This window comes from Streptomyces lavendulae subsp. lavendulae, from assembly GCF_002803845.1.
Taxonomy (GTDB): Bacteria; Actinomycetota; Actinomycetes; order Streptomycetales; family Streptomycetaceae; genus Streptomyces; species Streptomyces lavendulae.
Genome location: NZ_CP024985.1, coordinates 7,390,036 through 7,414,159 on the forward strand (window position 1 = coordinate 7,390,036; position 24,124 = coordinate 7,414,159).

Consider the following 24,124-nt stretch of genomic DNA (forward strand, 5'->3'; position numbering starts at 1 on the left):
CCACCGGGCTCCTGATGGCCGGTCAGGCCCTGCTGCGGCGCCCCTTCCGGTCTGGTACAACACCGGACATGACGGGATTCGAGATCGGCGGCGCGAGCGCCGCCGACATGGAACTGCTGCGCGGCTGGGCCGAGGCGGAGGGCTGGAACCCGGGCGACAGCGACCGTTTCGCCTTCGCGGTGGCCGATCCGCAGGGCTTCCTCCTCGGACGCCTCGACGGGGATCCGGTGGCCTGTGTCTCCGCCGTGCGCTACGGCACCTCGTACGGGTTCATCGGCTTCTACATCGTCCGCCCCGACCTGCGCGGACGGGGGTACGGTCTGCGGGTGTGGAACGCGGCGACGGAGCGGCTGGCCGGCCGGCTCACCGGCCTGGACGGGGTGGTGGAGCAGCAGGCCAACTACCGCAAGTCCGGGTTCCGTTCCGCCTGGACGAACATCCGCTTCGAGGGGGTCCCGGACGCGGGCGGGGAGGACGGCGCCGTGCGGACCGTCGACGCGGCCTCGCTGCCGTTCGACCGGCTCGCCGCCTACGACCGCCGGTTCTTCCCGGCGCCACGCGACGCGTTCCTCTCCGCCTGGACCGCCCTGCCCGGCCGGACCGCCCTCGCCGCCGTCCGCGACGGGCGGATCGAGGGCCTCGGCGTGGTCCGGCCGTGCGGGGCGGCCTCCCGGATCGGTCCGCTCTACGCGGCCACCCCGGAGGTGGCCGCCGCCCTGGTGCGGGGGCTGGCCGGGTACGCCCCCGGAGGGGAGGTCGCGGTGGACGCGCCCGACGTGAACCCGGCCGCGGCCACCCTGCTGGCCGGGCTCGGGCTGTCCCCGTCGTTCGAGACGGCCCGCATGTACACCGGCCCGGCGCCCGAGGTGGACACGGCCGGACTGTACGGTGTCACCAGTCTCGAACTGGGCTGACGGCCGGGCCGCCGCGGCGCGGGGCCGGACGGCGGTCGCACGGCGCCGCCCGGCGCACCGGGGGGAGGGGGCCCGGCCGGGACCCGGGGCTCAGATGCCGAACAGCACCCCGGTGCTGGCGCGCAGGCCGCACGGGTTCCCGAAGGTGTAGGTGTAGCTCAGGCGGCGGCCCTGCCACACCCCGTCGGCGGTGACCGTCACGGGGTTCCACTCGCGGGTGCAGGCGGTGTTCGGGCGCGGCGCGGCGAGGGCGTCGAGGGCGGGGCCGTTCGCCTTCAACTCGGCGCAGGCCGCCGCGGCGTCCGGGTGGGTGCCGCTCGGCCGGGGCGCGCACACCAGCGTCGCCGCGCGCAGCACCGTCCCGTGGGCGGCGTCCGGTCCGGCCGTCACGCTGACCACGAGCGCGGACGGCGCGTACACGCTCTGCGCGCCGGAGGGCGCCGCGTCGGCGGCTCCGGTGCCGGCCAGCGCGGTGAGGGCGGTGAGCGCCATTGCTCCGGACGCCAGTCCCAGGCTCCTGGTGATGGACCGCATTTCGAACACTCCTCGGCTCGGTGTTTCGGATAACGGACGGGAGTCTTGCGGATCCGGAGCGTGAACGCCCGTTCGTACCGCTGTTTCTCGTCACCGATCGTGAGCGCATGAGCGCAGTCCGCAGCGACGCCACCCGTCGTGACCTGTGGGGGAGCGGACCGCCGAATCGGCTGAACACACCCCCCGGAAAGGGGTTGGCAGGGCGCTCGCGGAGCGCGGGCGGGTCAGCGGGTGGCCCCCGTGCGGGGGGCGTAGAGGTCCAGGAGCCGGGTCCGGGTCTGGTGGAGCCGTACCGCGAGGACCCGCCCGACCCAGTGCCCGACGGCCGAGCCGAAGGCCGGATCGGCGTCCATGAGCAGCCGTACCGTCTCACCGTCGAACTCGTAGGCGCGCACCGGGGTCATCGCCTCGGCGCTCAGCTGCCACACGTACGGCGGGAACAGCCAGGACCAGCCCACGAGCTCGCCGGGGCCCAGGCTCTCGACGGCCGCCGACCGGTGGTGGCCGGGCAGGGGGATCTCCAGGGTCACCGTGCCCGAGCGCACGATCCAGAAGGACCGCGCCGGGCGGCCCTCGTCGAAGAGCCGCGCGCCCTCGGCGAAATTGACCTCGCGCGCGTGGGACATCAGCCGCCCGCGGTGCTCGGCGGACAGGACGGCGGCGATGCGGATGGGGGAAGGTGTGCTCACGACAGCCTCCGATCACGACCCCCCGCAACCTGCTGGTCCCCCCAGTGTCGCCGACCCCGGCCCGGATGACGGCATGCCGCGGCCCGGAGCCGGCGGCGGCCGGTACGGTCGGCCCTCCGCCACCCGCCCGGAGTGGCGGACCGCTGCTTCGGAGCGTCGCCCGCCACCCGCCGGAGGAAACCCTTCCGGTGGACTCCGGCGGCTACTCCTCGGCGTTCGCCTCCAGGCAGGCCAGCTCCATGGCGTCGAGCACCGCCTCGTGACTGCGCCGGCTCAGCTCCGCGACGTTCTCGATCTGCGCCGTCGCCCAGGCGGCCAGGGTCATCACCAGCACGCGCAGCCCGTCGGTGCCGTGCTCGGCGAGGATCGCGTCCGCGACGACCATGGCTTCCTCCGGCACCTGCTCGGGCGGTTCCAGCCCGGCGAGCCCCCGCAGCATCGCGAGCGTGCGGCGGGAAATCTCCGGCGTCATCCTCGCCAGCCGCATGTCTTCTTCGTCGTCCATCAGCCCCACCCTCCGGTGCACGTACCCGTCCCCTGGGTGCACCGTAGGGGGAGCCGGGCCCGCGCGGGGCGGTTTTGCCGGGCCGGGGCCCTGGGGAGGGGTGGCGCGGTCCCGCCCGGGTTGACGGGTCCCGGGTGGCGGGGCGGGGGCCGCCGAAGCCTTCCCAGTGGCGCGACCGGCCGGTAACTTGTGCGCCGCAGCCGCCCGGACCGGGGCGGCCGGAGCCGGCGGGAGCCGACATGAAGAGCCTTCTACGGGCGGTGCTGAGCGTGCTGCTCCTGGCGGGCGGGACCCTGCCCGCCGTCGCCGCGCCCGCGCCCGCCCCCGCGCCGCAGGCCGCGCCCCCCGCGGCCGCCGACGCCCCCTGGACGCCCCCGCTCTCCACCCGGGGCCGCTACATCGTCGACGCCCGGGGCGAGCGCTTCCGCCTGCGCTCCGGCAACTGGGACGGCGCCCAGGGCTCCTGGAACGGCTCCGGCGACCGGAACGACCCGGCCACCCACCACGCGGGCCAGGACTCCCACGGCATACCGCTCGGCCTGGACCGGGTAGCCCTGCCCGCCCTGCTCGCCGACTTCCGCGCACTCGGGCTCAACAGCGTCCGGCTGCCCTTCTCCAACGAGATGCTGCACACGACCGCCCCCGTCCCGGACTCCGCCGTCGCCGCCAACCCCGCCCTGCGCGGCCGCACCCCCCTCCAGGTCTACGACGCCGTCGTGAGCGCCCTCACCGATGCCGGGTTCGCCGTCATCCTGAACAACCACACCGGCTCCACCCGCTGGTGCTGCGGCCTCGACGGCAACGAACGCTGGAACAGCGGCCGTTCCACCGCCCAATGGGCCGACGACTGGGTCTTCCTCGCCCGCCGCTACCGCGACAACCCGCGCGTCGTCGGCGCCGACCTCTACAACGAGGTCCGCCGGGACACCTGGGACGACCCCAACTGGGGCCTGGGCGACGCCCACGACTGGCAGGCCGCCTCCCAGGAGGCCGCCGACCGGATCCTCACCGAGGCCAACCCCGACCTGCTCATCGTCATCGAGGGCATCAACTGGACCGGGATCCCCCTCGACGGCCTCGCGCACGGCCGGCCCACCCTCACCCCCGTCCGTACCCTCTCCCACACCCTGGTCGTGTCCGACAAGCTGGTCTACTCCGCCCACTTCTACGGGTACACCGGCCCCCACCACAGCGGCGCGACGGGCCTGGGCGAGACCCATGACGCCCGCTACCAGGACATGACCCCCGCCCAACTCCAGCAGACCCTCTACGACCAGGCCTTCTTCGTCTCCGCCGAGACGGGCACCCACTTCACCGCCCCCGTCTGGATCAGCGAGTTCGGCATCGGAGCGGACGAGACCGCAGCCGCCCCGCGCGCCTGGTTCCAGAACTTCACCGGCGACCTCGCCGCCTCCGACGCCGACTTCGCCTACTGGCCCCTCGTCGGCTGGAGCACCACCGCGCAGGGCGCACCGGGCGGTGACAGCTGGGCGATGCTCCGCTACGACGCCACCGGCCGCCGCACCGGGGTCCTCGATGCCGCCGACTGGCGCACCGCCCCCTGGACGGCCCTCGCCACCGCCCCCGGCCGCACCGGGCCGGTCCCCGCCGGCCCCTCCTGGTACCAGCTGGACACCTCCCACCGCGATCACGTCGCCTCGCTGCGCACCCGCGCCGCCGGGGACTGGGACGCCGGCGCCCGCAAGGCCGTCTGCCCCGACGGCGCCCGCCTGGCGGGCCTGAGCCACACCGGCGGGTACGGCCTGTGCACCACCTCGGACCTGCGCTCCCCGACCGGAGGCCAGACGGTGGTCCGCGACGAGGCGTACGTCCCGGCGGGCGGCGACTGGGCCGGCGGCTACACCAAGTTCCAGTGCCCGGCGGGGCAGTTCCTCATCGGGTACTCGGAGCGGGGCGAGCGCGTCTCGGCGGCCCTGTGCGCCCCGGCCCGCACCGCGCCGGCGACGACCGGCGGGCGCACCGTCTGGTTCGACCGCGGGGACAACCGGCCGGCGGGCGCGGGCGGCGGCGACTTCGCCTCCGGGCACTACAAGGGGCAGTGCACGGCGAGCGAGTACGCGGCGGGCATCGCCTTCACCACGCGCATCGGCTCCCGTCCCTCCCCGGCGGCCCTCCTGTGCCGAGCCCTCCCGGCCACCTGAACGCGCCCCGTCCGGGGGCCTCAGCCCCCGGACGGCCCGGCCCCGCCACCAGCGCGGCGACCGCGGCGGCGCCGGTTCACACGGCGCCGAGCAGGGCGGGCAGTTCGCGCATGTCGGTGAAGACCGTCGTGCCCGGTCCCGCCAGGGCCGAGGCGGGGGTCAGGCCGCCCGCGTAGCCCAGGGAACGCATGCCCGCCGCGCGGGCCGCCTCGACGCCCGGCCGGCTGTCCTCGACGACCACGCACGCCGACGGGTCGGCCCCCATGCGGGCGGCGGCGTACAGGAACAGGTCCGGGGCGGGCTTGCCGCGCGGGACCTCGGTGGCGCTGTGGATACGGCCCGCGAAGCGGTCGTAGAGGCCGGTGCGACCCAGCGTGTGCCGCATCTTCTCGTGGGACCCGCTGGAGGCGACGCAGGTCGGCAGGGTGATCCGGTCGAGCGCCTCCGGGAGGCCGTCCACCGGGGCGAGGCCCGCGTCCACGGCCTCGGCGTGCATGCGGGCGAAGGACTCGTCCCACTCGCGGGCCGTCCCCTCCCCGAGCCGGGCGGCCACCTGTTCCCGTACCGAGGCGCTGGAGCGGCCTATGAAGCGGCTCACCACCTCGTCCTCGGTGAGCGGCCAGCCGAGCCGCTCACCGAGGGCCACCTGCACGCGGGCGGCGATGCGCTCGCTGTCGACGAGCACCCCGTCGCAGTCGAAGATCACCAGCTGGACGGGTCCGTTCGCAAGGATCATGCGGGAAGGCTAGGCCACGCACGGTGCGATCAGGTACCGGCCTTGCACTTCAGCTTGAAGGTCGCCGAGTCCGACGCCTTGCCGGCGTTGAGCTGGGCGAAGACCTGGGGCGGGTTCGTGGACGGGGCGCTGCGGGCGGTGGACTTCACGGTGAAGGGGGTGGCCGCGGTGTTCGGGGCGGCGAACTTCACCGTCGGGGAGCTCGTCTTGCTGTTGCTGCCCGTCCAGGCGAGGTCGACGTCACCGGTGCCCGTACCCGAGATCTTGCCGGTGAAGGTGACGCTCTGGGCCACCGAGCAGTCCACCTCGGGGCTGGTCGCCGGAGCCGAGACGTCCACGTCCGTGACGTGCACCGCCGTGGTGGTCGTCCTGGCCGGCTTGGTGCAGGTGATCGTCTTCTTGCCCTGGTTGTTCCCCTGGACCGTCGCGTTGTAAGTGCCCTTCGTGACGTCCTCGTTCGTTGCGGCGCCTGCCCCGTTGGTGGTGAGGGTGAACTTCTCCGGGCCGGTGATCCGGACGCTCTGGTTGGCCCTGAAGCCGGTCAGCGTGAGGTCGAACTCCTGGGGATTGGTGTTGGGAGCCGCCACCAGCGCGCAGGTCGCCCGGGGGACCGCCGCGGGCGCCGACGACGTCGCCGCCGCACGGGCCAGCGTGGACGGCATGGCGACGGCTGACACCAGGAGCGGGGTGAGCAGTGCGTAGCGAGCGTGCCGATTCATGCGTTCCCTCCTCGGCTGGGAAAGCATCGGGTCGAAGAGCGGACGCCCCCGGTGGCGCGCGCCGTCGGCGCGGCCGTATGCCCGGGCCTCGCGGGATCCGGTCCGTCTGTGGGCGGCCCCGGGGCCTGGACGTCCGTTTTCACCCTATCCCGGGGGCCGGGCCGCAGCACCCCGAGCGGCCCGGCCCCCGGGACGGTTGGGCATCCGATGGGTCAAGTCGGATGACCGCTCCGCCGATTCGTCCTAGGGTGCGCCCGTACGCACGGCCGTGCGCCCGTCCGCGGGGACCGGCCGTACGTCGGTGTGCCGCGCCTCCCGCGCGGCACACACGCAGCGCAGCACCCACGCACACCGATCTGGGGGGTCCATGCGTAGATCCAGAGGGCTGGCAGCCGCTCTCGCCCTGTCCCTGGCAGGCTCCGGCGCGGCCGTCGGCCTCGGCCTCGTAGCGCCGGCGGCGGCCATCACCCCGCCCGTCGCCTTCACCGCCGACCCGCTGCCCACCTGGCAGCCCAACGGGGTCGTCTGGGCCCTCGCCGAGGCCGGCGGCACGGTCTTCGCCGGCGGCACCTTCTCCACCGTCCGCCCGCCCGCGGGCGGCGGGGGCGCCGAGCAGCCGGCGGTGAACTTCGCGGCCCTCGACGCCGCGACCGGCGCCCCCACCTCCTGCAGCCTGTCGTTCACCATCGGCAGCGGCACCGCCACCGTCCGCGCGCTCACCCTCTCCCCGGACAAGAAGACGCTCTACGCGGGCGGCTACTTCGGCGCCGTCAACGGCACCCCGGTCTCCAGCATCGCCGCCATCGACGTGGCGACCTGCACGGTGAAGCAGTCCTTCCGCCCCGCCTTCGCGGCCACCGTCCGCGCCATCGCCGTCACCGACGACACCGTGTACGCGGGCGGCGACTTCCTGACCGTCGCCGGCCAGCCCCGCCAGCGCTTCGCGGCGGTCGACGCGGCCGACGGGGCACTGCGCCCCTTCCGGGCAGACGCCGACGACCCGGGCCGCGCCGTGGAGGTCACCCCTGACGGCAGGAACGTTTTGCTGGGCGGGGACTTCTTCACCGTCAACGGGACGAACACGCACGCCCTCGCCGTCGTCGACGCCGCCAGCGGGGCCCTCACCAAGGCCTACCCGGGCTTCATCGAGACCAACTCCGTGGTCAAGGACATCGCCACCGACGCCACCGGCTTCTACACCGCCAACGAAGGCACCGGCGGCGGCGTCTTCGACGGCCGCATCGCCCTGAACCTGTCCGACTTCGGCCAGCGCTGGCGCGACACCTGCCTGGGCGCCACCCAGGCCGTCCTGCCGTACCGGAGCGTGCTCTACAGCGCCTCGCACGCGCACGACTGCTCCAGCGTCGGCGAGTACCCCGACGGCCAGCGCCACCACCTCCTCGCGCAGCCGACCTCGGCCGTCGGCAAGCTGGGCTGGGCCCCCGACACCAACGACGGCATCGGCGAGGGCATCGGCCCACGGGTGATGGCCGTCGGCTCCAAGGCGGGCACGGACTACCTGTGGGTCGGCGGCGAGTTCACCACCGTCAACGGGGCGGCGCAGCAGAGCCTGACGCGCTTCTCCTCCACCGGCGACACGGGCGCCCCCACCACCCCCGTGGCGAGCGCGGCGGCCTTCCGGCCCGGCGAGGTGCAGGTGCGCTGGCGCACCAGCCTCGACCTGGACGACAGCGCCCTGACGTACCGGATCTACCGCAACGGCGCGGCCACCCCGATCGGCACGGTCACCGCGGACTCGCTGTTCTTCAAGCGCCCGCAGGCCTCCTGGACCGACACCACCGCCCAGGCCGGCCAGTCGTACACCTACCGGGTCACGGCGACGGACGCCGCGGGGAACGTCAGCGCCCCCTCGGGCACCGTCTCCGTGACCGTCCCGGTGACGGCGGACGCGTACCCGAGCCAGGTCCGCGCGGACGGCGCCCAGCTCTACTGGCGCTACGACGAATCGTCCCTGCCGTACGTCGCGGACTCCTCCGACGGCAACCAGGCGGGCGTGCACCAGAACGCCCCGGCGCTGCGCCAGTCCCCCGGGGCGGTCGGCGGCGCGAGCACGGCGATCGGCTTCAACGGTACGAACGCCCACGTCTACGGGGACCGCAGGCAGAGCATCGGCAGCACCTACAGCATCGAGACCTGGTTCAGGACGGCCACCACCCAGGGCGGAAAGCTGATCGGCTTCGGCAACCAGCAGATCAACGGCAGCAGCCAGTACGACAAGCACGTCTACATGACCGATGACGGCCGGCTGGTCTACGGCGTCTACACCGGCGCCACCCGCACCATCACCACCACCGCCTCCTACAACGACGACAAGTGGCACCACGTCGTCGCCACCCAGGGCCCCGGCGGTATGACCCTGTACGTGGACGGCGCGCAGAAGGGCACGCTGAACGTCACCACGCACGAGAACTTCTCCGGCTACTGGCGGGTCGGCTTCGACGGCCTCGGCGGCTGGCCGGACCGCCCCACGAGCGAGCACTTCGCGGGCCTGATCGACGAGACCGCCGTCTATCCGGGAGTTCTGAGCGCGGCGCAGGTGCAGCACCACTACGCCCTCGCCTCCGCCCCGGCCGACACCGTCGTCCAGCTCACCGCGTCCGAGGACACGTACGCCAACGCGGGCGCCCCGGACGGCAATTTCGGCACCTCCGGCTCCCTCGCGGTGCGCGGCACCTCCCTGTACGCGAGCTACCTGCGCTTCGCGCTGCCCGCCGCGCCCGCCGGGACGGTGCTCAAGTCGGCCACGCTGAGCGTGAAGACGAGCACGATGGCGGGCGCCGGGACCACGGACACCGTCTCGGTGGTGCCGGTGACCGGCGCGTGGACGGAGGCCGGGACCACCTACAACAACCGTCCGGGCCTGGGCTCCACGGCCCTCGGCGGCTTCCCCGGCATCCCCGACGGATCGGCGGTCCACACGGCCGGACTGGACACGGCCGCCGTCGCGGGCGCGCTCGGCGGCTCCTGGTCCCTGGCGCTCACCAGTGCCGGGACGGACGCGCTGTGGCTGTGGTCCTCGGAAGCCGCCGCGAACGAGGGGACGCCGCGGCTGACGCTGACCTTCGGCGCGCCGTAGCACCGGGACGGTCGCGACGGCAGGGGGCGCGGACCCGTCGGGGTCCGCGCCCCTCCGCGTGCGCCCGCCCGCGCCTCCTACGCGGGCCCCCGTGGTGCACGTGTGCCGGCACCTGCCGGAGCAGATCGGCGACGTGCGCCTCCTGCAGCGCGTAGACCACGCTGCGCCCCTCGCGCCGGCCCGTGACCAGGTCGAGGTGGCGCAGCAGGCGCAGGTGGTTGGAGACGGCGGGCCCGGGAACGACGCCCCCGCGGTCAGCCCGCGGGCCCGGGCGGCGGGCGGTGCGCGGGTTCCACCTCCAGGAAACGGCGGCCCCGCGGGCCCCGGTACAGCAGGCATTCCCAGCCGTGCCGCTCCAGCTCCGCCGCGCAGGCCGTCAGCCGCTCCCGCTCCTCCTGCGCGGCCCCGCCCCCGGGCGGCCCCGGCCAGCTCACCTCGACCCGGTCCGGCCCCGCCCCTGCCGCCGCCACCCGGTAGCCCGACCGGCAGCGCCGCCCCCCGGCGTCCACCGCCGACGGCGGGAACCCGGCCGCCTCCAGGACCAGCGCCACCGCGCGCGGCGCCGCCCGCAGCTCCCAGGGCGCGGGCACGTCCTCCCGGCCGACGAGCAGGCGCCGGATCCGCAGCAGCCCCTCGTACGCGGTCCGCAGCTCCGCCGCCCGCGCCGGGCCGCCGCCGCTCTCCGGGCCGTCGCCGCTCGCGGGCTCGAAGCCCCGCTCCCGCTCCGCGTCCGGCACCCCGCACCACCCCTTCTGAGTACATCGTGCGCAACGGCCTGAGTATGCGCGCCGATTCCCGGCCGCGACGCCGCTGCTGGAATGGCGGCATGACACCGGTGACCGCCCCCGACCCCGCCCCCACGACCCACCCCCGCCTGCGGCAGGTGGGCGCCGCGGGCTCCGCGCTGGCCGTGGCCCTGGTGCCGCTCGTCGTGGGCGTGCTCGTCGCCAAGGGGATGGCGGCCGACCCGCACGCCCCGGTCAACGCCCTGATCAGCGGCGGCGGGCAGCGGGCCGGGCTGCCGCGCGCCGAATGGCGCCGCCGCGGCCACGACACGGTACGACGGCTGCGGACCGTCCGCCGCGAAACGATCCGCCGCTGCGCCCACGCCCGCGGCCTGCGCCGTCCGGCCGCCTGAGCGGCCGCGGACGCCGTTCGCGCCGATGCGGGCGCGCACGCCGTTCGCGCCGATGCGGCCGCGCACGCCTTCGTCCGCCGGGGTCAGGCAACCGGGCCGGGCCGGTCGCCGGTCGCCGCGTGGAGCGCGGCCGCCAGCCGGTCGCGGGCCTCGGTCTGGGCCGCGATCCGCCGGTCGAGGACCGCGAGACGCTCCAGCGCCACCCGCAACCCCTTGTCCGAGGGCGGCGCGGCGGCCACGTCCCCGTCGAGGCAGGGCAGGAACACGCGTACGTCGTCCAGCGTGAGCCCGGCGGCCAGCAGGCGGCGGATGTTGCGGACCCGCACCACGGCCCGCCCGTCGTAGACGCGGTAGCCGTTGTGGGCCCGCTCGGAGGAGATCAGCCCGGCCTGCTCGTAGTGCCGCAACGCGCGTGCGGTCGTACCGGTCGCCCCGGCCAGCTCGCCGATCCGCACGTCCCCCGCCTCCCGAGCCGCTTCCCTCACGCCACCACCGCACCGCCGTCGACCGGGAGCACCACACCGGTGACGAACGACGCGGCCGTAGCCGCGAGTTGGGTGATGGCCCAGGCTACCTCCTCGGGACGGCCGATCCGGCCCAGCGGGGTGTGCGCCACCTGCCACGCCCGCACCGAGGCCCTGCGCTCCGGCGTCAGCCCCTGGTGCTCGCCGATGGGGGTGTCGATCGCGCCCGGGGCGACCGCCACCACCCGGATCCCGCGCGGTGCCAGCTCCACCGCCCAACTGCGGGTGAGCAGTTCCAGGGCGGCCTTGGTCGCCGCGTAGACCGAGTTGCCGGGCCAGGCCCGCTGTCCCACCGAGGTGCTGACGTTGACGATCACTCCGCCCGACGCCTCCAGCAACGGCAGCGCGGCCTGTGCCAGCAGGACGGGGGCGACGAGGTTGACCGAGAGCTGCGCGGTGATCAGCTCCGGTGTCAGCGTGCCCAGGGCGCCGGCGCGCACGATGCCGGCGTTGTTGACCAGCACGTCGAGGCGCCCGTACCGCTCGGACACGGCCCGCGCGAGCCGTTCGGGCGCGTCCCCGTCGGTGATGTCGAGGGGCAGGGGAGTGATCCGGTCGTGCCCGGCCGCGGTGTCCCGGAGCGGTTCGGGCCGCCGTCCGACGGCCACGACGCGGGCGCCCGCGGCGGCGAAGGCGCGGGCCGTGGCCCGGCCGATGCCGCTGCCGGCGCCCGTGACGGCGACGACCCTCCCGGCGGGGTCCGCGCCCCGCCCGCCGCTGTTGCTGCTGTTCGTGCTGTTCGGGTTCTCGCTGTCCATGCCGGTCATCGTGCGACCCTGCCGCCTGCGGCAGGGTCAACCCGGCCCGGTCCGCGGGATCAGGGCAGCAGCGGCTCCTGGAGCTCGGTGACCCACCGGTCCCGGTCCTCGGGGCAGTCCAGGTTCAGCTCGCGCGCGTAACCGGACGAGCGGTGACCGTTCGCGTCGATCCACCGGGCCAGGGCCTGCGCGGTCGGCAGCACCCCGTCCATCGACCCTCGGTGCACCACGGTCGCCGCCCGCTCGACCCCGGGCAGTTCGACGATCCGCACCCCGCCCCCGAGGTCCTCGGCGCGGACGGCGGCGGCGACCGGGAGCCCGGCGTGCACCAGGACGGATCCCGGCTCGCCGCCGGGAGCGGGCTCGTAGTGGGCCAGGCCCGGACCCGTCGGGACCACCCCGGCGCGCTCGATCCGGGAGCACAGGTCCTCGTACAGCGGGCCGATGACCGGCCCGATGTCCTGGGGGGCGTAGCTGGCGGCGACCCCGGTCAGTTCCGCCAGGCGGACCGGCGGCAGGCTCTTGACGACGATCTCTTCGGTGGACATGGTTCCCTCGTTCTCGATGGACCGGAGCCTCGTCTCGACCTGCGTGAGCCGGGCGGCGGCCTCGGCCGCGGCGGTCTCCAGCTCCGCGCGGCGCAGCCGCAGCATCCCGCGAAGCTCCTCCGCGCTCACCTTCGCGTCGAGGATCGTCCCCACCTGTTCGAGGCTGAAGCCGAGCTCCTTGAGCGCGATGACGCGGTTGAGGCGGGCGAGCTGCCCGGCCTCGTAGGACCGGTAGCCGGTCACGGGGTCGACACGTGCGGGGCGCAGCAGTCCGAGGGCGTCGTAGTGACGCAACATGCGGACCGACACCCGGCCGTGCTTGGCGAAATCTCCGATGCTGAACATGACGCTCTCCAGTGGACGGCCTGACACGGTGTGAGGGTCAAGTCTCCACGGAGGCGGGAGGTCGGGTCAGCGCCCGTACTGGCGCACGCACAGGTCGACGACCGACGGCGGGAGCGCTCCTTCCGCCGCGGCGCACAGCTCTTCCCCGCGCGGCGTCCTCGGCACCGCCGGCCGGGGCACGTGGGGCGGCGCCGGCCCCAGCGGCCGTACCCGCCGGGGTACCGCCGGCTTCGCGGGGCGCTCGGCGGGCCGGTGGACGGCCGGCGGGGGCGCGGGCGCGGGCTCCGGTCCGGCCGCCGAGGGAGTGGGGTCCGTCTCGGGGAGTTCGCCCAGCGGCAGCGGCAGGGAAGCACCCGGCGGCGCCTCGGCGGCCCGGTGGGCGGGGGCGACGTCGGGTCCGTCGGCCGTGTCGGGGGCGTCGACGGGCGGCACGGAGCCGCGCGCCGGGCCGGGGCCGCCGGACTCCGGGGTGACGGAGACGCACCCGGCGCTCGCGAGGAGCGCCAGGAGGGAGAGGGGCAGGGCGGCCCGGCGTAACTGCATCCGACCACCATGCCGTAGTCCGGGGCGGCCGGGTTCCGCGGCTCACGCGTCCGGGTGAAACCGCCCGGGGACGCGGGCGCGGGAGCGGAAGGGGACACCTCGTTGCCGAATCGATCCTTCACGGGGAGGCCGCACCCGCCGCCGACGGTCGCAGAATGGGGCACGAACGCGATCGGCACGGCACGGCAGTGCGGGAGCCGGGGGAGGCGCGACCCCCGGATCCTGGTGCCGCCGTGCCCCGTTCACCCGTCCGCCCGCCCGCTGTCGTACGGAGTGCCGAGCATGACCGAACCCGCCGCGTCCAGTGTTCCCGAACCGGGCCGAGAGCCCGGCCCCGAAGCCGAGCCCCGCAGGGGATGGGCGGCCGTCTCGGCCGTCTCCCTCGGCATCTTCTGCCTGATCACCTCGGAACTGCTGCCCATCGGACTCCTCACCCCGGTCGGCACCGCCCTCGGCGTCTCCGAGGGGACGGCGGGCCTCATGGTCACCGTCCCCGGGGTCGTCGCGGGCCTCTGCGCGCCCCTGGTGGCCGTCGGCGCGGCCCGCCTCGACCGCCGCCACGTGCTGTGCGTCCTGGTCGCGCTGATGGCCGTCGCCAACCTGGTCGCCGCCCTCGCCCCGGACTTCGCCGTGGTGCTGGCCGCGCGCCTGCTCGTCGGCGTCAGCGTCGGCGGGTTCTGGGCCATCGCGGGCGGCCTCGCCGTCCGGCTGGTGCCCGCGCACCACGTCCCCCGGGCCACGGCCCTGATCTTCGGTGGAGTCCCCACCGCCTCGGTGCTCGGCGTCCCCGCCGGGACCCTGCTCGGCGAACTCGGGGGCTGGCGGACCGCCTTCGCGGCGGTCGGCGTCCTCGGGGCCGTCACGGCCGCCGCGCTGCTCCTGCTGCTGCCGCCCCTGCCGACGGCCCGCCGCGTCACCGCGCGCGAACTGCCCGCCCTGCTGCGCCGCGACCGCGGGGTCCGGACCGGGGTGATCGTCACCTTCTTGGTGGTCACCGGTCAGTTCGCCGCGTACACCTTCGTCCGCCCCGTCCTGCGGGAGGTCTCCGGCATCGACGCCTCCCACGTCAGCACCCTGCTGCTCGGCTACGGCCTCGCGGGGGTCGCGGGCAACTTCCTGGCCGGCCCGCGCGACGCCCGTCGTACGCTGCTGGCCGTCAGTGTCACCCTGGGGGCGGTGCTGACGCTGATCGCCCTGCTGCCCGGGGCCGTCGCCGGGACCGGCCTGCTGCTGGTGTGGGGGCTGGCGTACGGCGGGGTGTCGGTCAGCCTCCAGGGCTGGATGCTGAAGGCGGCTCCGCGGGCCGCCGAGGCCGCCTCCGCCCTGATGGTGGCCATGTTCAACTTCGCGATAGCGGCGGGCGCGCTCGTCGGCGGGCTCGCCGTGGACGGGATCGCCGTGCGGGCCGCCCCGTTGGGCGGAGCCGTCCTGATGGCGGCCGCCGCGGCGACGGTGGCGTTCTCGCTCCTGTGGGGAGGGGGCGGACGCCGGGGGCCCGGGCCGGGCGGAGGTGTTCCGGAGCGCGCGGACAACGGGACGGCGGAGCCGGGGAGTCGGGCCCGTCCCGCACAGAAGGGAAGGATGGGGCGGATCGGACATCCGGCTTGACCGGAGCGCCCCCGGACGGAAAGAGTCCGCTCAAGAGGCACCACATGATCCGCACTTCGGAGATACCTGGAATGTCGATGTCCGTCCGCTCCACGCTCCCCCCGGCCGCCCTCGGCGGTTCGCCCGCCGGGGGCGCGGTGGCCGACGGGTCCGGCACTCCGTACGCGGGTACCGCGCCGACCGGCGCGGACACGACGGTCCCGTTCCCGACCGGTGGCGCCACCGCGCCCGCCGCGGGAGCGGGAACGGCCCCGGCCGCCCGGCGGCGCGGGGCCTGACCGGCGGGACGGGGGCCGGTACCGCACCGCCGCACCGGCCCCCGACCGTGCCGGGAGACGATCGTGTCCCCACACCCCGATGAGAGGGCGCCCGAGTCCGCCGACCGCCGGCTCGTCCGCCCCTACGTGACCCCCGCGGGCCCGCCGCCGCACGCGACGGCCCCCGGCCCTCCCGCGCCCCCGGCCGCGGCAGCTCCCGCCGCACCGGTGTTCGCGGCGACGCCGTACGGTCCTGCGTCGTACGGGCCGTCGTCGTCCGGTCCCGCGTCGCCCTGGCCGCTGGACCCGCCCGGCGCCCCCGTGGCGCCCGCACCGCCGTCCGGCCCCCCGGTCCCGGCAGCGGCCGGAGGGGACCCCGGCCGGCGGCGCCGGAGTCGGCTGCCGTGGGCCGCCCTCGCGCTGCTCGTGCCGGCCGCGGCGGGCGGGCTGCTGTTCCTGCTGCGCGACCCCGCCCCGGAACCCGCCCCGGGCGCCGCGCACCCCGGGACCTCCCTGCCGGCGCTGCCCATGGGCAGCCCGGGAGCCGAGGAATCAGCCGGGCCCGGCGCGGACGGCTCCGGCGCCCCCGGTACGGCGTCGCCCGCACCGTCCGGCTCCGCCCGGGGGACCGCCTCCCCGGGGACCCCCTCGGCCGCGGCCCGGCCGTCCGGGACCCCCACGACCGCAGCCTCCGGCCCGGGCACGCCCGTGGCGAAGCCCCCGGGGCAGCCGTCGGGGACCCTGCGCCCGGGGGACAGCGGTCCCGAGGTGAGCGAGCTCCAGGAGCGCCTCTACGGGCAGGGGTTCACGTACGTCTCGCGGACCGGCGTCTACGACGAGCAGACCCGGCGCGGTGTGGCCCAGCTCCAGCGCGACCGCGACATCAAGGGCGACCCGCGCGGGATCTACGGCCCCGCGACCCGGGCGGCCTTCGGCTGACGGCCCCTCCGACGGCCCTCGCGACGGCTCCGTACGCCTTCTGCGCCCCCACCGGCGCCACCGCACCGGCTCACCGGCCGCCGGAGACGCGCAGCACCGCTCCCGTCGTGTAGGAGGCGTCCGCCGACAGCAGCCAGGCGATGGCCCCGGCGACCTCCCAGGGCTGCCCCGCCCGGCCCAGCGGGATGCCCGCCGCCGCCCGTGCGGGCCGGTCGGGATCGCCCATCGCCGCGTGCATCCCGGTCTCGATGATGCCGGGAGCCACCGCGTTGACCCGGATGCCGTCCGGGCCGAGTTCCTTGGACAGGCCCACCGTGAGGGCGTCGACGGCCGCCTTGGTGGCCGCGTAGTGCACGTAGTCCCCGGGGCTGCCCAGCGTCGCGGCCGCGGAGGAGACGTTCACGATGGCCCCGCCGCCGCTCTCCGCCATGTCCCGGGCGGCCCGGCGGCAGCACAGCAGGTACCCGAGCAGGTTCACCTCCACCACGCGCCGCAGGTCCTCCGTACGGGCGTCGGCGAGGCGGCCCAGCGGACCGGTCACGCCGGCGTTGTTGACCAGCCCGGTGACCGCGCCGAGTTCGGCGCCGGCGATGTCGAAGAGCCGTTCCACCGCGCACTCCTCGGAGGTGTCGCCCCGTACGGTCACGCACCGGGCGCCGGTCGCGCGCACGCGCTCCGCGACGTCCTCGGCGGCGGCCCGGTCGTGCGCGTAGCCGAGCGCCAGGTCGTGGCCGTCGGCGGCGAGCCGCAGGCAGGCGGCCGCGCCGATGCCCCGGCTGCCACCGGTGACGACCGTGACGGGGCGAACTGGCATCGGATCCTCCTGGGAGCGGGGACGAGGGGTGCGGTGCGGGTGCGCGGCGGGGCCGGACGGCCGGGCACCGCGCGGCGCAGGCTAACACCGCGATATTCGCTGGACCAGCGCAAAAGGCCCACCGGACAGTGGGCCGGACCACCTGAACCTCCCGAGAGGAGCCGTACCTTGTCCACTTTGCGCGTCACCGTCGAGGAACTCACCGTCCACGGACACCCGAACGCGGACGCCCTGGAACTGGCCCAGGTGGGCCTCTACCGGGCCGTCGTGGCGAAGGGCGCCTACCGCACCGGCGACTTCGCCCTCTACATACCCGAACAGGCCGTCCTGCCCGCCGCGTTGATCGAGGAACTCGGCCTGACCGGACGGCTCGCCGGAAGCTCCCACGACCGGGTCCGGGCGGTCCGGCTGCGCGGTGAGCTCTCGCAGGGCCTGGTCTGCCTGCCCCACGCGCTGGCCGGGGTGGACCTGGAGGCGGCGGCGAAGGAGGGCACCGACTTCGCCGAGCCGCTCGGCATCGTCAAATGGTCGCCACCGGTGCCCACGACGATGAACGGGGAGGTCGAGCCGGCCCCCGACCTGCTGCCGTGGACGGACATCGAGAACCTGAGGCGCTACCCGGGGATCTTCGAGGAGGGCGAGCCGGTGGTCCTCACGGAGAAGCTCCACGGCACGGCCTGCCTGATGACGTACGTCGCCGACGGCGAGCGGGTACTGGTCTCCTCGAAGGGCTTCGGCTCCCGCGGGCTCGCGCTCACGGAGGACGACCGCAACCTCTACTGGCGTGCGGTGCGCGGGCACGGCGTGGCCGGGGTCGCGGCCCGGCTGGCCGCGCGGCTGGGCGCCACCCGGGTCGGGGTCTTCGCCGAGGTGTACGGGTCGGGGGTGCAGGACCTGGCCTACGGGGCCCGCGGCGGCGCCTCCGACGAGCCGCCGGGCTACGCCGTCTTCGACGTCTGCGCCGAGATCGGCGGCGAGGTCCGCTGGCTGGACCCGGAGCGGGTGCTCGCCGCCGGCGAACTCCCTCTCGTACCCCGGCTGTTCGAGGGCCCGTACGTGCTGGAGGAGGTACTGGAACTGGCGAACGGCCGCGAGACCGTCTCCGGCCGGGGCCTGCACCTGCGCGAGGGCGTCGTGATCCGCCCGGCGGCGGAGCGCTACAGCCCGGTGACCGGAGGGCGCGCCATCGCGAAGGCGGTCAGCCCGGCGTACCTGACGCGCAAGGGCGGCACCGAGTACGAGTGAGCCCGCGTGGTGCCGCCGGGGGAGCCCCCCGCCCCGCCCCGCCCCGACGCGCCGTGCCCGCCCCGCCTCCCGGGGCGGGCACGGCCCTTCGTGGTGGGATGGACGAGGGGGCGCTTCCACCAGATCACGGCACCGGATCACGGATCACGGCTCACGGAGAGGGCGCGCACATGCCGGAGGACACCCAGGCCACCATGCGGGCGATGACGTACGAGACGTACGGCGGGACGGAGGTGCTCTCCGAGACCCGGCAGCCCGTCCCCAAGGTCGGCCCCGGCGAGGTGCTCGTCCGCGTCCGCTGCGCCTCCGTCAACCCCGTGGACTGGAAGATCATGGCGGGCGGCCTCGACGCCCTGATGGACGTGGTCCACCCGGTGGTCCCGGGCTGGGACGTGGCCGGCACGGTCGAGCGCGTCGGCATCGACACCCCCGAGTTCTCCGTCGGCGACGAGGTCATCGCCTACGCCCGCAAGGACTACGTGCACGGCGGCACCTTCGCCGAGTACGTCACCGTCCCCGTACGGGCCCTCGCGCCCAAGCCCCTCTCCCTCAGCTGGAAGCAGGCGGCCGGCCTGCCCCTGGCCGGGCTCACCGCCTACCAGCTGCTGACCCGGCTCGGCACGGGCGAGGGCGACACCGTCCTCGTCCACGGCGCGGCCGGCGGCGTCGGATCCCTCGGCGTGCAGATCGCCCGCGCCCTCGGCGCGCGCGTCATCGGAACCGCCTCCCCGCGCAACCACGACCGGCTGCGCTCCCTGGGCTGCGAGCCCGTCGCCTACGGGGACGGGCTGACCGAGCGGGTCCGCGCCCTCGCCCCCGAGGGCGTCAGCGTCGTCGCGGACTTCGTCGGGGGCGTCCTCGACGTCACCCTGGCCGTCCTCGCCGAGGGCGGCCGGCACGCCTCGATCGCCGACCACACGGTCCTCGGCGCGGGCGGCCAGTGGATGTGGGTACGCCCCGCGGGCGTCGACCTCATGGCCCTGGGGGCCCTCGCCGACGCGGGACAGCTGACGGTCACCGTCGCCGAGACCTTCCCCCTCGCCGACCTCGCGGCGGCCTTCGCCCTCAGCCAGGCCGGCCACACCGCGGGCAAGATCGTCATCGAGGTCTGACCGGCCGCTGCCGTCGATCCCGTGTCCGTACGGGCCCCGGGTGGTGGGACCTCCCCCTCGGCCCGGCGGGCGGCTCGCATCCGTGGCCCCGGCGGACGGTCGCGGCCGCGCCGCAGGAGCGGTGGCTGCCCGGGCCCCGGCCCTCGGGCGTGCCCGAACGAGCCCGCGGGGGTCCGGGGACCGGTGCGTCCGTTGCTCGCGGCCCCCGGCCGCCGGGCCTCCGTCAGGGGAGGTCGGGGACCTCGCCGTTCAGGGCCCGGGTGACCGCCACGCCGGGGAGGCCGGCCGACCAGGGGGCCGCCAGCGCCGCGAGGGCCGGGGCGTCCGGCGGTGTGGGGCCCAGTCCGATCGCGTACCGGGCCAGGGTGCCGGTCCGCTCGAACGGACGGGGCCAGGCGTGCGCGTCCGGGACCCCGGCGTCCGCGAGCGCGCCGAGCAGGGCGCGCACCCGCCCCCGGGTCCGGCCCAGCCGCTCCTCGAACTCCCGCGGCGCGTCGGCCCGTACGTCCACCACCACCCACGCCGCGTGCCGCCGGTGCAGCGGCGGCGCCGACAGCAGCCGGCCCGGCCCGTCGGGATCCTCCTCCAGCAGCTCCCACGCCCGGTACAGCTCCCGTACGAGCAGGTCCCGCACGCCGGCACCCACCTGCCCGGTGCAGCTGCGGACCGGCGCGGAGGGAGTGAGGACGGTGACCGGGTCCGGCCCGGGCAGGGAAGGGGCGCCGGGGGCCAGGGCCACCGGCCGCGTCCAGTCCCAGGCCGCCCAGGTCCCGAAGAACTCCCGCCGCAGCGACCCGGCGGACAGCCCCCGGTGGTCCCGGACGGTCCGTGCGGCCAGCACCGACCAGGCGAGCCCCGGCAGCCCCCCGAAGGGCGCCGAGTCCAGACCGCGGGCCCGCGCCCAGGCCTTCACCTCACGCGCCAGCCGGGCGAAGGCGGCGTGGTCGGCGCCCACCGACTCCCGTACGGCGTCCGCGTCGGTGAGCGCGCTCAGCGCCACCGAGGCCGCCTCACCCAGCTCCGCCCGGCGCTCCACGGCCGACGCCGGCTCCAGCGCACCCGCGCCTACCACCACCAGGTCCACGTCCAGCCCGGACGCCCGCAGCCGCAGCCCCGGCACCCGGGCCCCGGTCACCTCCCGAAGCCGCTCCGCCTCCGGCAGGGCCGCGGCGACCCGCGCCCGCACCCCGGCGACGTCCGGCGCGCCCGGCAGCACCGCCACCAGGTCCAGATCGGCGCCAGGCAGTGCACACCCCATCAGGCGGGACCCTGCCGGACGCACGATCCCCTGCGACAGGGCCCCCGCGATCCGCGCCGCGACCCGCCCGGCAACCACGTCGCCGGGGGATGTCTCCGCAGGGTATGTCTCCGCCGCCGCGTCCGACCCCGCCGGTGTCGTGGGGGCCGGCTCCCGGATCCACCGGATCCCGCCCGTTCCGAGGGCCACCGTCGCCCGGACCCGCATGGGTCCGTCCCCGCGCCGGGACAGTACGGCCAGGGAGCCCACCCGCGTCGCGGTGCCCCCGGCGAGCCGGGCCGCCCAATCCCGTTCGGCCCGCCGCGGATCCCGGCTGCGGCCCAGCGTCAGGTGCGGGGTCCAGCCGTCCGCGCGGCCCGCGCACTCCGGGAACCGGTCCACCAGGGCCCGGCGCAGTTCCCGCCAGGGGGCGTCACCGTCCGGTCCCGCCGCCGGGTCCAGCCACAGGGTGGCCTCCTCCCGGTGCCCGAAGGAGTGCACCCCCTCCAGCCGGGCCGTGAACGGCCGGGTGTCCGCCGCGGCCGCGGCCAGCAGCGGCAGGGCCTCCTCGAAGGAGGACTCCGGCACGAAGCCGAACAGCAGGTTCACGTGCGCGGGCCAGCGCTCTGCCCCGGGGTCGTGCGCCCGGCGCAGCTCCTCGACCGCCGGGTCGTGCGGCGGCAGCCACGCCACCGCCGTCCGCGCCGTCACCGGTACGCCGCTCAGCGCGGCACCCGCGCCCGCGGCACCGGCCCCGTACTCCAGCGTGGCCTCCACCCCGAAGTGGTCGGAGGTGAACAGCCCCTCCGGCCCCGGCACATCGCCCCGCAGCGCCGCCTCCCGCACCCGGACGTCCCCGGACGGCCGCAGCAGGATCCGGTCCAGCCGGCCCGCCCGCCCCGACAGCGATGACAGCGCGGCCAGCGGGTTCGCCCCCGGGTCGAAGGTCGGGGTGTCGTCCGCCGGGCCGTGGACCTCGGTCCAGGCGTCCCGCAGCCCCAGCGCGGCGGCGGGCCCCCGGTCCCCGGACCGGCCGTCGTTGAAGTCGCCGAGCAGCGCGACGCGCCCGTCGACCCCGGCCAGACCCTCGGCGAGCCGCGCCAGTTCGGCCTCCCGCCGGCCGGCCCCGTTCTCGGAGTGATCGCTGCTCAGGTGCGTCGCCGCGACGACCAGCGGCCCGCCCTCGGTGTCCACGGTGACGGCGGTGACCGCCTTGTGGCGGCCCAGCCGGTGCAGGCCGGCCTCCCGCACCGGCAGCCGGCTCAGCAGCAGCAGCCCGTTGTCGGCCACGTCCGTGCCGTCCGGATCGGTGCCCAGCCGGTACTCCGCCCGCACCCACGGTTCGGCCAAGAGCAGGGCGAGCAGCTCCGGTTCGACCTCCTGGAGGGCGATCACGTCGGCGTCGGCCGCGGCCAGAGCGGCCAGGAGCAGCGGCCGGCGCCGCGCGGTGGCGATGTGCGGGGCGTCGTACCGGTCCCACAGGACGTTCCAGGTCAGCAGCCGCACCCGGGACGGCGGCCGCCCGGCGGGTCCGGCGGCCGCGGGCCGCCAGGCACCGCCGTCCGCCGGGTCCCACACGTGCGGGGTCCGGGCCGTGAAGAACGGGGAGGCCAGTACGCGGACGTCGCGGACCCGCCCGGCCTCCGTCTGGTCGATCCGGTCCACCCCGGTGGCCCGGTCCCACACCAGCTCGTCGTCGGCCTCCACGAACAGCACCCGGTGCCAGGGGATGTCCCCGCCGGGCACGAAGGAGGGCAGGGGCACCCGCTTGGGCGCCGCGCCCCGCTGGAGGAGGCCGAGGGTGAACCGCGCCGGATCGAACCGGGGGTCCCACCGGACCTGGTGGTACAACTGCTCGCTGGTACGCATCAGACGCCCTCCCCTTCGCCGCGCGAGGGCCCCGCGCCGCCCGCCGTGTCCTCCACCGCGCCGCCCGCGCCCACGTACCAGGTGCGGTGCGCCTCCCCCGGGTAGGGAGGGGCGAACCGGCGCAGCTGCGCCTCCATTACGGTCCCGGGCACGGGGTGGGGGCGCACGGCGTTGCGCCGCACCAGTTCCGCCTCCCCGACCAGTACGACCACCTGGGTGACCAGCGCGTTCCGGCGCCGTGCCAGCGCACCGGCGAGGCCGCGCTGGCGTTCCGTCAGGGAGGTGGCGTCCCACACCACGGTGCCGCCCGCCGCCAGCGCCCGGTCCAGCCGCTCCAGCCCCTCGCGCAGCACCTCCGGGTTGGCCCGCTGGTCGGCGCGCGCACCGCGGGCGGAGCGCAGGTCGTCCAGGCTGACGTACGCGTCCGTTCCCGGCAGGCCCCGTGCGAAGGTGCTCTTCCCGCTGCCCGAGGGGCCGCACAGCTGCACCAGCCGCGGGAAGGTGCCGGCGTCGCGCCAGCGCCAGGTCGCCGCCACCGCCTCCTCGGGGGTGGACAGCGCGCCCCGCCCGTAGGCCTCGCGGGCCTCCGCCCAACAGCGGTCGGCGGCGTCCCCGTCCAGACCGGCCAGAGCCTCCCGCAGCCCGGTCCGCAGTCCGCCCAGGGGGTCCGGGCCGAGCAGGCCCGCCTCCTCGGCGTACAGCGCGGACCACTCGACGCATTCCCGCGCCCCGGGGTCGTCCTCCCCGCCCGGCAGCGCCGCCGCCAGTGCGTGCAGTACCCCGACGTCGGCCGCCGCCGCCATCCGGACCAGCCCGGCCCGCCGTTCCTCGTCCGGGAACGGCCGCCGCAGGGCCGGGTACAGCCCGACCAGGTCGGCCACCCGACGGGCGGTCGCCATTCCCAGCGGCCCCGCCGCGAGCCGCGCGCCGAGGGCGGCCCGGTGTTCGCGGTGCAGCGCGGCGGCCAGGACCCCGGCCAGCCGGGCGTCCCCGGTGCGGCCCGCGCCGTCGAGCCGGGCGGTGACCTCGGCGACGGCGCGCCCGACACCGGCCGCGGCGGCGTCCGCGGCGGCGTCCGGGTCCGCGTCGCCGTGCCCGTCGCGCCCCCCGGCCCGGTCCGGGCCGGATCCGACCGCGGCCAACAGCCCGGCCACGTCCGGCTCCGAGCCCGAACGGACCGCCCACAGCGGGGCGTTCGCGCCGAGCCCGTTCGGGACGACGGGGGCGTACATCCAGTGGGTGTCGGTCTGTACGTGGCCGCCGCGGACCCACTTGGCCACGCAGCGGCCGAAGTCCTCGCGCCGGAAGCCCGCCGTCGTGCGGACGACGTAGCCCTCCTGGCGGGTGGTGTCGACCCGCAGCCGGCGCAGCGCGCGTTCGTCGTAGACACCCCGCCAGAGCACGCGCGGCGTGGGGACGCCGAGCCGGCGCAGGAAGCGCACGGTCCCGTCCCAGTCGAGGCAGTGGTCGCCGTCCCATACGGAGAACCCGTAGAACCAGCTGTCGAGTTCCTCGTAGGCGAGCGAATGGCGGGCGTAGAGGTTCTCCCCGCACACCCGCCCGCCCTCGGGTATGCCGGAGCCGATCCGGCCCTGGAGTCCCTTGACCCAGGCGCGTGACGGGTGGTGTCCCGAGTCGAGGGAGCGGGCGTGGAGGCCGTCCCGGTAGAGGGTGGTGTTCTCCCCGTCGAGCTTCTCGGTGACGACCACCTCCCGCCCGGCCAGCGCCGACGGCCCGCTCGCGCGCACGTCGTCCGGCGTGGCTCCCGGGGACCACGGCAGGTGCGCCGTACGGGGGTAGTGCGTGCGCATGGTGGGGCTCCTGCCGGGTG

22 protein-coding genes are annotated in these 24,124 nt (G+C 76.2%); 9 read left to right on the top strand and 13 right to left on the bottom strand.

Annotation, left to right across the window (positions count from 1 at the left end; all coding sequences use genetic code 11):
* Positions 1-68: 68 nt before the first annotated feature.
* Entirely contained in the window at positions 69-914 is an 846-nt protein-coding gene (locus tag SLAV_RS33060; RefSeq protein ID WP_030231442.1) for a GNAT family N-acetyltransferase, read from the top strand.
* A gap of 90 nt (positions 915-1,004) precedes the next feature.
* On the opposite strand, the gene SLAV_RS33065 is transcribed toward SLAV_RS33060, so the two are convergent.
* From SLAV_RS33065 to SLAV_RS33075, 3 genes are all read right to left on the bottom strand, one after another.
* Positions 1,005-1,448: a subtilase-type protease inhibitor gene (locus tag SLAV_RS33065; RefSeq protein ID WP_030231440.1), complete on the bottom strand. Its 444-nt coding sequence runs from the start codon at positions 1,446-1,448 to the stop codon at positions 1,005-1,007.
* A 224-nt stretch (positions 1,449-1,672) separates the two neighbouring features.
* Positions 1,673-2,137 carry a Crp/Fnr family transcriptional regulator gene (locus SLAV_RS33070; RefSeq protein ID WP_030231438.1) on the bottom strand — a complete coding sequence of 155 codons (465 nt, stop codon included), beginning with the start codon at positions 2,135-2,137 and terminating at the stop codon, positions 1,673-1,675.
* A 202-nt stretch (positions 2,138-2,339) separates the two neighbouring features.
* Positions 2,340-2,642, bottom strand: a complete 303-nt coding sequence (locus SLAV_RS33075; protein WP_030231436.1) for a hypothetical protein — start codon at positions 2,640-2,642, stop codon at positions 2,340-2,342.
* Between the two features lie 239 nt (positions 2,643-2,881).
* Between SLAV_RS33075 and SLAV_RS33080 the strand changes: the two genes are divergently transcribed.
* Positions 2,882-4,804: a glycoside hydrolase family 5 protein gene (locus SLAV_RS33080; RefSeq protein ID WP_037687523.1), complete on the top strand. Its 1,923-nt coding sequence runs from the start codon at positions 2,882-2,884 to the stop codon at positions 4,802-4,804.
* Positions 4,805-4,880: 76 nt separating this feature from the next.
* Here SLAV_RS33080 and SLAV_RS33085 read toward each other — a convergent pair whose 3' ends face one another.
* Both SLAV_RS33085 and SLAV_RS33090 read right to left on the bottom strand, forming a co-directional pair.
* Positions 4,881-5,540: an HAD family hydrolase gene (locus SLAV_RS33085; protein WP_030231421.1), complete on the bottom strand. Its 660-nt coding sequence runs from the start codon at positions 5,538-5,540 to the stop codon at positions 4,881-4,883.
* A 29-nt stretch (positions 5,541-5,569) separates the two neighbouring features.
* Positions 5,570-6,259, bottom strand: a complete 690-nt coding sequence (locus SLAV_RS33090) for a hypothetical protein (RefSeq protein ID WP_030231419.1) — start codon at positions 6,257-6,259, stop codon at positions 5,570-5,572.
* A gap of 367 nt (positions 6,260-6,626) precedes the next feature.
* Here SLAV_RS33090 and SLAV_RS33095 point away from each other — a divergent pair, with 367 nt between their 5' ends.
* Positions 6,627-9,356, top strand: a complete 2,730-nt coding sequence (locus tag SLAV_RS33095) for a DNRLRE domain-containing protein (protein WP_030231417.1) — start codon at positions 6,627-6,629, stop codon at positions 9,354-9,356.
* 254 nt (positions 9,357-9,610) lie between these two features.
* Here SLAV_RS33095 and SLAV_RS33105 read toward each other — a convergent pair whose 3' ends face one another.
* The gene (locus SLAV_RS33105) at positions 9,611-10,093 is read right to left on the bottom strand and encodes a hypothetical protein (protein WP_030231416.1); all 483 of its coding nucleotides are present in this window, start codon (positions 10,091-10,093) and stop codon (positions 9,611-9,613) included.
* 89 nt (positions 10,094-10,182) lie between these two features.
* On the opposite strand from SLAV_RS33105, the gene SLAV_RS33110 reads away from it, so the two are divergent.
* Positions 10,183-10,494: a hypothetical protein gene (locus SLAV_RS33110; protein WP_051841036.1), complete on the top strand. Its 312-nt coding sequence runs from the start codon at positions 10,183-10,185 to the stop codon at positions 10,492-10,494.
* A gap of 83 nt (positions 10,495-10,577) precedes the next feature.
* On the opposite strand, the gene SLAV_RS33115 is transcribed toward SLAV_RS33110, so the two are convergent.
* The 4 genes from SLAV_RS33115 to SLAV_RS33130 form a co-directional block, all read right to left on the bottom strand.
* Positions 10,578-10,949 (bottom strand): MerR family transcriptional regulator, encoded by a 372-nt coding sequence (locus tag SLAV_RS33115; RefSeq protein ID WP_030231411.1) that lies wholly within the window; start codon positions 10,947-10,949, stop codon positions 10,578-10,580.
* A gap of 26 nt (positions 10,950-10,975) precedes the next feature.
* On the bottom strand, positions 10,976-11,785 hold the full coding sequence (locus tag SLAV_RS33120; RefSeq protein WP_030231410.1) for an SDR family NAD(P)-dependent oxidoreductase: 810 nt from the start codon (positions 11,783-11,785) through the stop codon (positions 10,976-10,978).
* 50 nt (positions 11,786-11,835) lie between these two features.
* Positions 11,836-12,669, bottom strand: a complete 834-nt coding sequence (locus tag SLAV_RS33125) for a MerR family transcriptional regulator (protein WP_030231407.1) — start codon at positions 12,667-12,669, stop codon at positions 11,836-11,838.
* 66 nt (positions 12,670-12,735) lie between these two features.
* Complete coding sequence (locus SLAV_RS33130) at positions 12,736-13,212, bottom strand: hypothetical protein (protein WP_030231404.1); 477 nt, start codon at positions 13,210-13,212, stop codon at positions 12,736-12,738.
* A gap of 282 nt (positions 13,213-13,494) precedes the next feature.
* Here SLAV_RS33130 and SLAV_RS33135 point away from each other — a divergent pair, with 282 nt between their 5' ends.
* The 3 genes from SLAV_RS33135 (at position 13,495) to SLAV_RS41195 (ending at position 16,016) form a co-directional block, all read left to right on the top strand.
* Positions 13,495-14,820: an MFS transporter gene (locus SLAV_RS33135; RefSeq protein ID WP_078950379.1), complete on the top strand. Its 1,326-nt coding sequence runs from the start codon at positions 13,495-13,497 to the stop codon at positions 14,818-14,820.
* 44 nt (positions 14,821-14,864) lie between these two features.
* The gene (locus SLAV_RS33140) at positions 14,865-15,098 is read left to right on the top strand and encodes a hypothetical protein (protein WP_158740699.1); all 234 of its coding nucleotides are present in this window, start codon (positions 14,865-14,867) and stop codon (positions 15,096-15,098) included.
* A 63-nt stretch (positions 15,099-15,161) separates the two neighbouring features.
* Positions 15,162-16,016, top strand: coding sequence for a peptidoglycan-binding domain-containing protein (locus tag SLAV_RS41195; RefSeq protein WP_158740697.1), 855 nt, complete (start codon positions 15,162-15,164; stop codon positions 16,014-16,016).
* A 70-nt stretch (positions 16,017-16,086) separates the two neighbouring features.
* Here the strand turns inward: SLAV_RS41195 and SLAV_RS33150 are convergent, their stop codons facing one another.
* Positions 16,087-16,830 carry an SDR family NAD(P)-dependent oxidoreductase gene (locus tag SLAV_RS33150; RefSeq protein ID WP_030231393.1) on the bottom strand — a complete coding sequence of 248 codons (744 nt, stop codon included), beginning with the start codon at positions 16,828-16,830 and terminating at the stop codon, positions 16,087-16,089.
* A gap of 168 nt (positions 16,831-16,998) precedes the next feature.
* Here SLAV_RS33150 and SLAV_RS33155 point away from each other — a divergent pair, with 168 nt between their 5' ends.
* A complete protein-coding gene (locus tag SLAV_RS33155; RefSeq protein WP_030231390.1) occupies positions 16,999-18,075 on the top strand; it encodes an RNA ligase (ATP) in 1,077 nt (358 codons plus the stop codon).
* A 194-nt stretch (positions 18,076-18,269) separates the two neighbouring features.
* On the top strand, positions 18,270-19,187 hold the full coding sequence (locus SLAV_RS33160) for an NADP-dependent oxidoreductase (RefSeq protein ID WP_030231388.1): 918 nt from the start codon (positions 18,270-18,272) through the stop codon (positions 19,185-19,187).
* A 223-nt stretch (positions 19,188-19,410) separates the two neighbouring features.
* Here SLAV_RS33160 and SLAV_RS33165 read toward each other — a convergent pair whose 3' ends face one another.
* A complete protein-coding gene (locus SLAV_RS33165) occupies positions 19,411-22,293 on the bottom strand; it encodes a poly(A) polymerase (protein ID WP_030231378.1) in 2,883 nt (960 codons plus the stop codon).
* Complete coding sequence (locus SLAV_RS33170) at positions 22,293-24,104, bottom strand: RNA ligase family protein (protein ID WP_030231360.1); 1,812 nt, start codon at positions 24,102-24,104, stop codon at positions 22,293-22,295. The genes SLAV_RS33165 and SLAV_RS33170 overlap by 1 nt, the downstream gene beginning before the upstream one ends.
* Between the last annotated feature and the right edge of the window lie 20 nt (positions 24,105-24,124).

Excerpts from the sequence above, each read along its gene's own strand:
- SLAV_RS33060 (WP_030231442.1), top strand. The coding sequence starts at position 69 with ATGACGGGATTCGAGATCGGCGGCGCGAGCGCCGCCGACATGGAACTG.
- SLAV_RS33065 (WP_030231440.1), bottom strand. The coding sequence starts at position 1,448 with ATGCGGTCCATCACCAGGAGCCTGGGACTGGCGTCCGGAGCAATGGCG.
- SLAV_RS33075 (WP_030231436.1), bottom strand. The coding sequence starts at position 2,642 with ATGGACGACGAAGAAGACATGCGGCTGGCGAGGATGACGCCGGAGATT.
- SLAV_RS33080 (WP_037687523.1), top strand. The coding sequence starts at position 2,882 with ATGAAGAGCCTTCTACGGGCGGTGCTGAGCGTGCTGCTCCTGGCGGGC.
- SLAV_RS33085 (WP_030231421.1), bottom strand. The coding sequence starts at position 5,540 with ATGATCCTTGCGAACGGACCCGTCCAGCTGGTGATCTTCGACTGCGAC.
- SLAV_RS33090 (WP_030231419.1), bottom strand. The coding sequence starts at position 6,259 with ATGAATCGGCACGCTCGCTACGCACTGCTCACCCCGCTCCTGGTGTCA.
- SLAV_RS33095 (WP_030231417.1), top strand. The coding sequence starts at position 6,627 with ATGCGTAGATCCAGAGGGCTGGCAGCCGCTCTCGCCCTGTCCCTGGCA.
- SLAV_RS33110 (WP_051841036.1), top strand. The coding sequence starts at position 10,183 with ATGACACCGGTGACCGCCCCCGACCCCGCCCCCACGACCCACCCCCGC.
- SLAV_RS33120 (WP_030231410.1), bottom strand. The coding sequence starts at position 11,785 with ATGACCGGCATGGACAGCGAGAACCCGAACAGCACGAACAGCAGCAAC.
- SLAV_RS33125 (WP_030231407.1), bottom strand. The coding sequence starts at position 12,669 with ATGTTCAGCATCGGAGATTTCGCCAAGCACGGCCGGGTGTCGGTCCGC.
- SLAV_RS33130 (WP_030231404.1), bottom strand. The coding sequence starts at position 13,212 with ATGCAGTTACGCCGGGCCGCCCTGCCCCTCTCCCTCCTGGCGCTCCTC.
- SLAV_RS33135 (WP_078950379.1), top strand. The coding sequence starts at position 13,495 with ATGACCGAACCCGCCGCGTCCAGTGTTCCCGAACCGGGCCGAGAGCCC.
- SLAV_RS33140 (WP_158740699.1), top strand. The coding sequence starts at position 14,865 with ATGATCCGCACTTCGGAGATACCTGGAATGTCGATGTCCGTCCGCTCC.
- SLAV_RS33150 (WP_030231393.1), bottom strand. The coding sequence starts at position 16,830 with ATGCCAGTTCGCCCCGTCACGGTCGTCACCGGTGGCAGCCGGGGCATC.
- SLAV_RS33160 (WP_030231388.1), top strand. The coding sequence starts at position 18,270 with ATGCGGGCGATGACGTACGAGACGTACGGCGGGACGGAGGTGCTCTCC.
- SLAV_RS33165 (WP_030231378.1), bottom strand. The coding sequence starts at position 22,293 with ATGCGTACCAGCGAGCAGTTGTACCACCAGGTCCGGTGGGACCCCCGG.
- SLAV_RS33170 (WP_030231360.1), bottom strand. The coding sequence starts at position 24,104 with ATGCGCACGCACTACCCCCGTACGGCGCACCTGCCGTGGTCCCCGGGA.